Here is a 10671-nt window from a genome sequence, read left to right on the forward strand (position 1 = left end):
CCATCTACATCTACTTTTATTGGTAGATAGCTATTTTTGATTTTAAATGAGTATGAATCACCTGCTCAAGAAATTTCAAAAGTAGCCAAGTATCAATAATCTGTGAACTCGTAACATAGGTCACAACATAAAGTAGACAATGGCGATATACTGAAGTGCTGAAGCCAGTAGGATAAAGAGATGCCAAATCATGTGGAAGTAAGGCTTTTTCTTGGCGTAGAAGAGGGCTCCAATAGTATAAGATAAACCACCAGCTAGCATCAAAATTCCGAAAACAAGTCCAGTCTTTTGCAGAATAGCTGGCAAGATAAAGACAACCAACCATCCCATAAAGAGATAGAGGAAAAGGCTGAATTTTTCATTGATTTTTTTAGCAAATATTTTGTAGAGAATACCGAAAATGGTCAATCCCCATTGCAAACCAACAATTAGATATCCCAACCAGCCACCGACCAAGGAAAGTGCTACAGGTGTGTAACTTCCAGCGATAGCAATGTAAATCATGCTGTGGTCGATAATCCTTAGGATGTATTTGTGAGTAGAAGCATAAGGCATGGAGTGGTAGATGGAGGAGGATAGGAACATGAGAAATAGGCTGATGACAAAGATGGACATGCCGACCACAGCGGTCACGTTATAATCTTGAAAAGAATGGATAGCAGTAATGGGGAGTAAGACCAACATAAGCAAGGCACCGACTGCATGGGTGACAGTATTTGCGACTTCTTCGCCAAAAGACAATTTCAGGCTTAATTTCAAACTAGGATTCATGGTGACTCCTTTCTAACTCCATGGTGAGTTGACGGGTTTTGTAATATAGTTTAACAGACTGGCAGGCATAACGAATGATGTCAGGCGTTTCATCGCTCTCCTCATTTCGCATGCAGTCAACAAAATGATTGTATAAGGTTTCAGAGTTGTTCGAGTGGAGAAGAAGATTTAAGGTCTGACTGATTTCTTGAATAGAAAAGACATTTTTTAAGATAGTCAAGGCAATCAAGCGGGCAACTTGCTGTTTTTGATATTTTTTCTTAACAGGTTTTTCAAGCTGTTTATGTTTGACGTAGTTGTTTATCATAGAGGCCGTCAAACTTTTTTGTTCCAATAGCTCTGATGAAGTGGTCGTCTGATTAACATACAGCAGAACTTGGTCCAAATATAAATCTAAATCAGGTAATTCATGCCAGTAGGGAATAGTTTGTTTCATGATTATCTACTTTCTTTTATCTAGTATCCATAACTAGATTATATAATTTTTAAAAAATAAAGTAAAGAAAAAGGGTACTTCCTTTCCGAAATACCCTCATTTCACAATCAATCCGTCCCAAGCATCCATGCCACCTGCAATATCATTTGCCTTAAATCCTTTAGATGACAGGATTTCTCTGGCCAGCTTGCTACGTTTTCCGCTCTTACAGATGAGGAGATAGTGTTGGTCGACTGGTCCATCAAATGTGGCAATCCGATCCATGGGACAATTAATAGCACCATCAATATGACCAGCTGAATATTCTTCTGGGTCACGAACGTCTAGTAATTGCACCGATTCAGTTTGTATCAACCCAAGCAATTCTGCAGTAGTCAAAGTTATAGTTTGTTCATGTTTTTCTTGCATGATTCCCTCTTTCGTTGGTTTAAATTAATAAGAACAATACCAAATCTTAGCTGGACTTGTCAAGAAGGATTGACTTTTAGAATGAGAAATCCTATGATTAGTAGTAAGAATAAAAAAGGGAGTAAATATATGCCTACAGAAAAAGAAAAGATGATAGCTGGGCAATGTTATATGGCGGCAGATGCTGAATTGAGAGAGATGCGAACCTTTGCCCGCCAACAGATGAAAAAATTTAACGAAGAATTAGATGGTCAAGCCCGTTCGGAGCAATTGAAAAATTGGTTTGGAGCTACAGGTGAGCGGATTTACATGGAGCCAAATTTCTACTGTGACTACGGTAGCAATATTCATGTTGGTGAGGATTTTTATGCAAATTTTAACTGTACCATGTTGGATGTTTGTCCCATTACCATTGGGAAAAATGCCATGCTTGGTCCCAATGTACAGTTGCTAACGCCACTTCATCCACTAGATCCTGATGAACGAAATTCTGGTTTGGAATATGGCTCTCCAATTACCATTGGTGATAATTTCTGGGCTGGTGGTGGTGTGACAATCTTACCTGGTGTGACCTTGGGCAACAATGTTGTTGTTGGTGCTGGTTCTGTCGTGACTAAGTCTTTTGGTGATAATGTCGTTTTGGCTGGCAATCCTGCGCGTGTTATCAAAGAAATACCTCAAAAATTAAGGGGATAGCGTCACTTCTCAGAGTTCTTGTCAACATCTCAGCGCAGTGGTTGATTGGCAGATTTGTTCGTGTCTCACACTCCAAATCTGACCTAATCAACTGTGCGGGGGTGGGAAGACGAACTCTTTTTGGGGTCGAGTTCTTTCCCACTCCCATTTTTTCTTTCCCTTGCGAATAGTATAAGTGAGGTGAAGAAAATGAATAATTTTGAATTGTTTAAATGGAAAAAAGCAGGTTTGACCAATCTTAATGTGAATAAAGTTTTGGCCTATCAAGAAAAACACGGAAAAAAATTGACCTTGCGAAATGTCGCTGTCGTATCCGAATGTAAAAATCCAGTGTTATTTATGGAAAACTATAAGAATTTGGATATCAAAGCCTGTCGAGAAGAATTTAACAAGTTTCCTTCTTTTTCGATTTTGGATGATGTCTATCCACTAGCATTGAAGCAAATTTACAATCCACCTGTACTTTTGTTTTATCAAGGGGATTTAGAATTGCTAGAAAAATCAAAGCTGGCAATTGTTGGTACACGAAATGCCAGCAAAAATGGCATTCAGTCTGTCCAGAAAATTATCAAAGAACTCAATAATCGCTTTGTCATTGTCAGTGGTTTGGCAAGAGGAATTGATACAGCAGCCCACATCGCCAGTTTGAAAAATGGAGGCCAAACCATTGCAGTTATTGGAACTGGTTTGGATAAGATTTATCCCAAAGAAAATAGAGAATTACAGACCTACATCGGAAAACACCATTTGGTGCTGACAGAGTATGAAGCTGGTGCTCAGCCACTCAAATACCATTTTCCAGAACGCAATCGCATTATAGCTGGTTTGGTGGAAGGATTGGTAGTCTGTGAAGCTAAGATGCGGTCTGGCAGCTTGATTACTTGTGAACGTGCCTTGGAAGAAGGAAGAGAAGTCTATGCTATTCCAGGTTCCATTATGGACGGAAAATCAGATGGTTGCCATCATTTGATTCAAGAGGGGGCAAAGTGCATTACATCAGGCTTGGACATCCTTTCGGACTATCAATTTTAAAATAAGTTTTCCTATAGGAAAATAAAAATCTTGACACTGACTGAAAAATAGTATATTCTTTGTGAGGTTAAAAATATTTGTAAGGTATAAGAATGGCTACAAAAACAGTTAGTAAGAAAAAAACAACAACCAAGAAAAATCTCGTTATTGTAGAGTCGCCTGCTAAGGCAAAAACAATCGAAAAATATCTTGGTAAAAATTATAAGGTCGTTGCTTCAGTCGGGCATATTCGAGATTTGAAGAAATCTAGTATGTCTATTGACTTTGATAACAACTATGCACCTGAGTACATCAACATCCGTGGAAAAGGACCACTCATCAATTCTTTGAAAAAAGAAGCAAAAAATGCTAAGCAAGTCTTTCTCGCGAGTGACCCGGACCGTGAAGGAGAAGCTATTTCATGGCATCTGGCTCATATTTTGGGACTAGACGAAAAGGATAAAAACCGTGTTGTTTTCAACGAGATCACCAAGGATGCTGTCAAAAATGCCTTTAAGGAGCCACGTGCCATCAATCATGATTTGGTTGATGCCCAACAGGCTCGTCGTGTTTTAGACCGTATCGTTGGATATTCGATTTCACCCATTCTCTGGAAGAAAGTCAAAAAAGGCTTGTCTGCAGGCCGTGTGCAGTCTGTTGCCCTCAAGCTCATCATCGACCGTGAAAATGAAATCAGCAATTTCAAACCAGAAGAATATTGGACAATTGATGCAACCTTCAAAAAGGGGAGCAAGAAATTCCAGGCTTCATTCTACGGTATAGATGGAAAGAAAACTAAAATTGAAAACAATGAGCAGGTTAAAGAAATTCTCGCTCGACTTGATGGGGATGATTTCTTAGTAGAACAGGTTGAGCGTAAGGAACGCAAACGAAATGCACCTCTGCCTTACACAACTTCTACCATGCAGATGGATGCGGCTAATAAAATCAATTTCCGTACTCGTAAAACCATGATGGTTGCTCAACAACTTTATGAGGGTGTCAGTCTTGGCACAGGTGGTACCCAAGGTTTGATTACCTATATGCGTACGGATTCAACACGTATTAGCCCTGTTGCACAAGCACAAGCTGCTGACTTTATCACGGAGCGTTTTGGTGCTACCTATTCAAAACATGGTAGCAAGGTCAAGAATGCGACAGGAGCACAGGATGCCCATGAGGCCATTCGTCCGTCAAATGTTCATTTGACACCAGAGTCTATTGCCAAGTATTTGGATAAGGACCAACTTCGTCTTTATACTTTGATTTGGAATCGATTTGTAGCTAGTCAGATGGCAGCGGCAGTCTTTGATACCATGAGTGTTCGTCTAGGGCAAAATGGTGTCATTTTCGCTGCCAATGGTAGCCAAGTGAAGTTTGATGGTTACATGGCAGTCTATAATGACTCTGATAAGAATAAGATGTTGCCAGACATGGAGCATGGAGATACGGTTGTTAGAACAACAACAAATCCTGAACAGCATTTTACTCAACCGCCTGCTCGCTATTCAGAAGCAACTTTAATCAAGACCCTAGAGGAAAACGGTGTTGGTCGTCCGTCAACCTACGCACCAACCATTGAAACCATTCAGAAACGCTATTATGTTAAGCTTGCTGCCAAACGATTTGAGCCGACTGAACTCGGGGAAATTGTCAACAAGCTGATTGTTGAGTTCTTCCCAGATATCGTTAATGTCAAATTTACAGCCGATATGGAACAGAAATTGGATGATGTAGAAATCGGGAAAGAGCAGTGGCAGAAGGTCATTGATGGTTTCTACCAACCGTTCAAGGTTGAGCTATCTAAGGCTGAAGAGCAGATGGAGAAAATCCAAATTAAGGATGAGCCAGCTGGTTTTGATTGTGATGTTTGTGGTCGTGAAATGGTCATCAAGCTAGGTCGTTTTGGAAAATTCTACGCTTGTAGCAATTTCCCAGACTGTCGCAATACCAAACAAATCACCAAGGAAATCGGTGTGACTTGTCCGGTTTGCCAAAAAGGTCAGGTGATTGAACGCAAGAGTAAACGCAATCGTCTTTTCTATGGTTGCGATCGTTACCCAGAGTGTGAATTTACTTCTTGGGACAAGCCAGTCGGACGTTCCTGTCCAAAATGTGACCACTATCTCGTAGAGAAAAAAGTTCGTGGTGGTAGCAAACAAGTTGTCTGCCCAAATGGCGACTACGAAGAAGACAAAATTAAATAAGATTAAACTGCTATTCTCAAGGGAATGGCAGTTGTTTTTTATAGTCATGTTTAGTTTATCTTAGCTTACTTCGACAAGCGAGGAAACTTCGTTTCCTTATTTTCAACTTTAAACGAGGCTGGTCAAAAAGTTCAAAGTCACTTCTCAGTGCAGTGGTTGATTGGGTTTAACAGGCCAGTGGAGTGAAACTGTTCAGTGAACTGTTTCAGCCTGAGCATAGAAATGAAAAAATCGAGGTAAAAAGGTTGGAGATAAGATTTGCGAAGCAAATCACAGCAATTCGTGTTTCACATTCCAAGTCTGACCTCTACAACTAAAACGAACTAAACGGCAATATCAGTTTGAAAAAATGTTTAAAAAATTAAAAAATTAAAAAAATAGGAGAAAAGTCTTGCATTATTGAAAATACTGTGTTATGATAATTGAGGTTTGAAAAAACTGACCTAAGACAGTAGGGGAGCTGGACTCATAAACATCCTACCGAGGCACAAAACGATTATTGAGATAAACGTATTTGTACTTTCGTGTCTAGGTTTAGGTACGATTTTTTTGTGCCTAGCCCAAAATAAAAACGGAGGTAAAAAAATGAGTGAAGCTATTATCGCTAAAAAAGCGGAATTAGTAAATGCCGTTGCTGAGCAAATGAAAGCTGCAACTTCTATCGTTGTTGTAGACGCTCGTGGTTTGACAGTAGAACAAGATACAGTTCTTCGTCGTAACTTGCGTGGTGCAGAAGTTGAGTACAAAGTTATCAAAAACTCAATCTTGCGTCGTGCTGCTGAGCAAGCTGGTCTTGAAGGTCTTGCAGAATTGTTTGTAGGTCCATCTGCAGTTGCATTCTCAAACGATGCAGTTGCTCCAGCTAAAACAATTTACGATTTCGCGAAAACTGCTGATGCTCTTGAAATCAAAGGTGGAGCTGTAGAAGGTAAAGTTTCTTCAAAAGAAGAAATCGAAGCACTTGCTACATTGCCAAACCGCGAAGGCATGCTTTCTATGTTGCTTTCTGTACTTCAAGCGCCAGTTCGCAACGTTGCATACGCTGTCAAAGCTGTTGCAGAAAAAGAAGACGCAGCTTAATGCGTCAGAGCGTAGCTGCTTAGTGCTACAAACTATTTAAAAACCTAAATTGGAGGAAAATCACAATGGCATTGAACATTGAAAACATTATTGCTGAAATTAAAGAAGCTACTATCCTTGAGCTTAACGACCTTGTTAAAGCTATCGAAGAAGAATTTGGTGTAACTGCGGCTGCTCCTGTAGCTGTTGCTGCAGCTGGTGGTGCTGCTGAAGAAGCTAAAGACTCATTCGACGTTGAATTGACATCTGCTGGCGACAAAAAAGTTGGCGTTATCAAAGTTGTACGTGAAATCACTGGTCTTGGTCTTAAAGAAGCTAAAGAGCTTGTTGACGGTGCACCAGCTATGGTTAAAGAAGGCGTTGCAACTGCAGAAGCTGAAGAAATCAAAGCTAAATTGGAAGAAGCAGGCGCTTCAGTTACTCTTAAATAATAAAGTAACTACTCAAGTAGCTTAATAACATGATTAAACCGCAATTCTTCGGAGTAGCGGTTTTTTTGTTGGAAAGAATATCCGTTTGATTTTAAATGAGTATTAGTTACTAAGGAGAGCGATTATTAAATCCAATTTTGTATATCCAAATCAAACTCCAACAGGGTTCAACGTAGTCTGATTTTAAAATATTATATCTTTAAAGTAATTAGAATATTCAGGTTGCTTTTCTTTTTTGAATAATGATGTAAGAGGTGTGTATGAACGCACTTTTGTTTGATGAACGGCCAATATTCGCAAATTCTGTCCAAATGGTTCATTCCTTTTCTCCGAAACCAACTACAATGGCAATCCAAACTATACCTTCCGTAAATTATCTGGAGTGGATAGTAGCTTGAGTTTTGCTTATACGACGAATTAAAAAAGGATATGCTAACAATAACTTGATTTGTTAGCATATTGTTCTGTTTATCGTTGATTATTTTAAAACAATGTGCTAACATTGTTATAAAGTGTTAGCATATTGTTTTGGAGGTGGTGATATGGATTTGTTAGAGAAACCCGTTTATAATTATATTAAAAATAATCATGGAGTAATAACTTTTCGTGAAATGGAAGAGCATAACTTTTCTTATCAACAACTGAATCAATTAGTCTCAAAAGGGAAAGTAGAATCAATTGAAAGAGGTATCTATCATCTGCCAGATACCTATATCGATGACTATTTTAGTTTACAGTACCGTTTTCCAAAAGGAATTTATTCCTTAGAAACAGCACTTTGGTTACATGGTCTGTCCCTTACCATTCCATTTGAGCCTGTGATGACTTTTCCTTTTGGGACAAATACGAGGCCAATGAAAGAAGCTGGGGTCAAGCCGATTGTTGCTAGAAAGTATCATGAAATCGGTATTATTAGACTGGAGCGACAGGCTGGACAGTTTATCTCAGTATATGATATGGAACGAACATTAGTGGAGTGTTTGAGAACAGCTTACCATGTCGATATTCAAGTTATTGCCCCAGCTTTTCAAGCTTACTTCAAAAAAGGAGTTGTAGATTACACTAAGTTGTATCACTATGCACATCTATTTAAAGTAACTGAAAAACTACAATCATATGTGGAGGTCTTGTCGTGAAATTTTCAAATGCTAATAGTTTCAAAGCAAAAGTCAAGAATATTGCAAGAGAAAAAGGAATACCTGCTCAACAAGTTCAGCAAAATTTTCTGATTGAACAAGTCTTAAAACTCATCTCAGAGAGCAGGTATAAAGATTCTTTCATTGTGAAAGGTGGATTTCTTATCGGACAGATGATTGGCTTAGATAAACGGACAACAATGGATTTAGATGTTACCCTGAAAGATAAACCTCTTAACGAAGAAAGTATTCAATCAATCTTCAAAGAAATAATCAATCGACCTTCTGAAAGTTTCCAATTTGAAATTGATAAGTTAGAGCCAATTCGACAAGATGACGAATATGGTGGTTTTTCCCTTAAACTAAATGCGACATTTGACACCTTACGTGAAGTTGTCTTTATTGATATAACGACAGGTGACCATATTACGCCACGAGAAATTACATACCAATTACAATCCATTTTCTCAGAGGATAAGCTAGAAGTTTGGACTTATAATTTAGAAACAGTTCTTGCTGAAAAATTAGAAACCATTATAAGTCGAGGAGCTGCTTCAACTAGACCTCGTGACCGCTATGATCTCTATACATTGTACCACCTTCGAAAAGATGAGATTGATGTACACATATTGAATACTGCTTTGCACAATACTGCTAAAAAAAGAGAAAGTTTAGATATTTTGATAAATTGGGAAGAGCAATTAGAGACATTACGTAGATCTGACTATCAGAAACAGCTTTGGTCTCGTTATCAAAAATCTTTCAGATATGCCAGTGAAACGAGTTTTGAGGAATCTGTGGACATAGTAGCAATTATTTTAAATCATTTGGAGGTTTAGTTTTATATGTTGACAGGAACTTTACAGATGATGGGGTATGAATTTTTTTACGTTCGATGAAGAAAGATTATTCTTGATTCCCAATGAAGGGGAAAAGGATGAAATTAGGTATTCTTGGTTCTATACTAAATTAGGAACAGGAAACTTTTCTTGGCCAGGGAAGCCTAAATTCGTAGAAGAAGACTTTCTTTATGGACGGGCAAATGAAACAAATCGAGTTATTACATTTTTAACAAATAAACACACGCAACTTCAGGAAAATAACGGTATCATTACAGTGCCGATTTTGGCCTATTTTGTTAGTTATTCTGACAGACCTAGGATTAGTCGAATATCATTTAGCGGGCTAGAGCTAAACTATATTCATCCAATTAATCGTACCTTTGAAATTTCGTATAAACCTGAAGAACACGATGGAAAAATCAATATTAGTACCTATGATTTTGATTCAACAACGACAGAAGAACAGAAATTTAACGTTTTTGGAAAAGAAGTTCAAGTTTATTTCGGCGTCACTAGAACAACAAGTTTATCTATAGAAAAGCCACCTCTAGCGTTATCATCGTCAATGGTTTTTCATTTTGAAGAAACTCAAGATTATTCTTTTGTACGAGAGTTATATCGTATCGCAAAGGAATTTATCCAATTTCTTTGTAATCGAAGAAATGTTAGTTTTACTGATATTCGATTATCAAATACTCAAGGAAAGGTTGGGGAATTCAATGTGATTGAAGAAAGTATTGAGATTGAGATGAAGCCATTGAAAGACGGAAGATATATTCAACAAAAATATATTGCTGGTTATGAGGGAAAGATATTAGATGACATAGCTGAAAATAATCTATATCTCAGACATCTAGGTAAGAGTTTTAGGGATAGTCGGATAATTGATGCTGCTAGTTTTGTATTAAGAACCGCTGCATTTGAATGGGAGTTTAGTAGACTATTTTCAGAAGATGAATGGAAAAGCGAGCAACGAAAAATACTGGAAGAAGAAGCTAGTAAAGAATTAGAGCGTTTGATAAAAAACTCAACAGGAAAGCTGAAAAAAATTTACAAAGATTTAAAAAAATCAGTTGTATCCTATTTCTCTCTTTCTCAAAAAATTAGTCAAACTTTTGAAGAATACGGTGTGACTATACTGGATAAATTCGGTAGTTACTTGTATAAATTAAACAATATTTCTTATAATCACTCTGAAATTGCAGAGCGAATAGGTAAACAAAGAAATAATTTTGCTCACGGAAATTTGGATAAGGAATTCATAAATGAAGTATTTCGCTATAATTTAATAGTATAGAATTGTTAAAAAAGGTATAATCCAAAAGTCTAGAAATACTAATTTTGTAGATTTGTGTTCACGTCATGGCTTCATTTTAGTTTTGCAATAGAGTATAACGATAGAAGTTGTCAATTCAATAAATAAGTAAGTTTATTTACGGAAAACGAAATTAGTGGTATTATTGTTGTATCGAATTGGGGCGTGTTAGTCACGTCTGGGAGGGTCTGATGCGTCAGTCCTCCTCTTTTTTATTTTTAAGTATTCTTCAGAGGTTATCGGTTGTGCTTCCGATAGCTTTTTTCTTTTCCCTGAACTGATTGTGATAACAAAATCAAGCCTTCTTTTTTATGATGGTATTGAACTTGGGCTACGAG

The 10671-nt window shown here is 37.7% G+C and carries 10 protein-coding genes, 2 pseudogenes and 1 other annotated feature; of the genes and pseudogenes, 9 read left to right on the plus strand and 3 right to left on the minus strand.

The annotated features are described in order from the left end of the window. Positions 1 to 120 precede the first annotated feature (120 nt). The 3 genes from trhA to P7J58_RS06145 form a co-directional block, all read right to left on the minus strand. Positions 121 to 771: a PAQR family membrane homeostasis protein TrhA gene (trhA, locus tag P7J58_RS06135; protein WP_398581664.1), complete on the minus strand. Its 651-nt coding sequence runs from the start codon at positions 769 to 771 to the stop codon at positions 121 to 123. Beyond that, the gene (locus tag P7J58_RS06140; RefSeq protein ID WP_029187274.1) at positions 761 to 1207 is read right to left on the minus strand and encodes a DUF1836 domain-containing protein; all 447 of its coding nucleotides are present in this window, start codon (positions 1205 to 1207) and stop codon (positions 761 to 763) included. The genes trhA and P7J58_RS06140 overlap by 11 nt, the downstream gene beginning before the upstream one ends. Positions 1208 to 1303: 96 nt before the next feature. After that, positions 1304 to 1615 carry a rhodanese-like domain-containing protein gene (locus tag P7J58_RS06145; protein WP_029187273.1) on the minus strand — a complete coding sequence of 104 codons (312 nt, stop codon included), beginning with the start codon at positions 1613 to 1615 and terminating at the stop codon, positions 1304 to 1306. A gap of 129 nt (positions 1616 to 1744) precedes the next feature. On the opposite strand from P7J58_RS06145, the gene P7J58_RS06150 reads away from it, so the two are divergent. The 9 genes and pseudogenes from P7J58_RS06150 to P7J58_RS06190 all read left to right on the plus strand — a co-directional run bounded on the left by P7J58_RS06150 (position 1745) and on the right by P7J58_RS06190 (position 10315). Further along, entirely contained in the window at positions 1745 to 2311 is a 567-nt protein-coding gene (locus tag P7J58_RS06150) for a sugar O-acetyltransferase (protein WP_408555889.1), read from the plus strand. 189 nt (positions 2312 to 2500) lie between these two features. Continuing rightward, positions 2501 to 3343, plus strand: coding sequence for a DNA-processing protein DprA (gene dprA, locus P7J58_RS06155; RefSeq protein WP_408540380.1), 843 nt, complete (start codon positions 2501 to 2503; stop codon positions 3341 to 3343). A gap of 92 nt (positions 3344 to 3435) precedes the next feature. Next, on the plus strand, positions 3436 to 5529 hold the full coding sequence (topA, locus tag P7J58_RS06160) for a type I DNA topoisomerase (RefSeq protein WP_408555890.1): 2094 nt from the start codon (positions 3436 to 3438) through the stop codon (positions 5527 to 5529). Between the two features lie 424 nt (positions 5530 to 5953). Further along, positions 5954 to 6088 (plus strand) — a sequence feature (ribosomal protein L10 leader region). 26 nt (positions 6089 to 6114) lie between these two features. Next, a complete protein-coding gene (rplJ, locus tag P7J58_RS06165; protein WP_002936486.1) occupies positions 6115 to 6609 on the plus strand; it encodes a 50S ribosomal protein L10 in 495 nt (164 codons plus the stop codon). A gap of 65 nt (positions 6610 to 6674) precedes the next feature. Further along, the gene (rplL, locus tag P7J58_RS06170) at positions 6675 to 7040 is read left to right on the plus strand and encodes a 50S ribosomal protein L7/L12 (protein ID WP_002936483.1); all 366 of its coding nucleotides are present in this window, start codon (positions 6675 to 6677) and stop codon (positions 7038 to 7040) included. A 304-nt stretch (positions 7041 to 7344) separates the two neighbouring features. Next, positions 7345 to 7461, plus strand: a pseudogene (locus P7J58_RS06175) (CHAP domain-containing protein); the annotation flags it as partial. A gap of 121 nt (positions 7462 to 7582) precedes the next feature. After that, the gene (locus P7J58_RS06180) at positions 7583 to 8176 is read left to right on the plus strand and encodes a type IV toxin-antitoxin system AbiEi family antitoxin domain-containing protein (RefSeq protein ID WP_408555891.1); all 594 of its coding nucleotides are present in this window, start codon (positions 7583 to 7585) and stop codon (positions 8174 to 8176) included. Beyond that, positions 8173 to 9015: a nucleotidyl transferase AbiEii/AbiGii toxin family protein gene (locus P7J58_RS06185; protein WP_000672731.1), complete on the plus strand. Its 843-nt coding sequence runs from the start codon at positions 8173 to 8175 to the stop codon at positions 9013 to 9015. Before P7J58_RS06180 ends, P7J58_RS06185 begins: the two co-directional genes overlap by 4 nt. Before the next feature lie 6 nt (positions 9016 to 9021). Further along, positions 9022 to 10315, plus strand: a pseudogene (locus P7J58_RS06190) (hypothetical protein). The last annotated feature ends 356 nt before the right edge of the window (positions 10316 to 10671 follow it).

Source organism: Streptococcus suis (assembly GCF_046032535.1).
In the GTDB taxonomy this organism is placed as follows: Bacteria; Bacillota; Bacilli; order Lactobacillales; family Streptococcaceae; genus Streptococcus; species Streptococcus suis_AK.

Excerpts from the sequence above, each read along its gene's own strand:
- dprA (WP_408540380.1), top strand. The coding sequence starts at position 2,501 with ATGAATAATTTTGAATTGTTTAAATGGAAAAAAGCAGGTTTGACCAAT.
- rplJ (WP_002936486.1), top strand. The coding sequence starts at position 6,115 with ATGAGTGAAGCTATTATCGCTAAAAAAGCGGAATTAGTAAATGCCGTT.
- P7J58_RS06150 (WP_408555889.1), top strand. The coding sequence starts at position 1,745 with ATGCCTACAGAAAAAGAAAAGATGATAGCTGGGCAATGTTATATGGCG.
- trhA (WP_398581664.1), bottom strand. The coding sequence starts at position 771 with ATGAATCCTAGTTTGAAATTAAGCCTGAAATTGTCTTTTGGCGAAGAA.
- topA (WP_408555890.1), top strand. The coding sequence starts at position 3,436 with ATGGCTACAAAAACAGTTAGTAAGAAAAAAACAACAACCAAGAAAAAT.
- P7J58_RS06140 (WP_029187274.1), bottom strand. The coding sequence starts at position 1,207 with ATGAAACAAACTATTCCCTACTGGCATGAATTACCTGATTTAGATTTA.
- P7J58_RS06145 (WP_029187273.1), bottom strand. The coding sequence starts at position 1,615 with ATGCAAGAAAAACATGAACAAACTATAACTTTGACTACTGCAGAATTG.
- rplL (WP_002936483.1), top strand. The coding sequence starts at position 6,675 with ATGGCATTGAACATTGAAAACATTATTGCTGAAATTAAAGAAGCTACT.
- P7J58_RS06180 (WP_408555891.1), top strand. The coding sequence starts at position 7,583 with ATGGATTTGTTAGAGAAACCCGTTTATAATTATATTAAAAATAATCAT.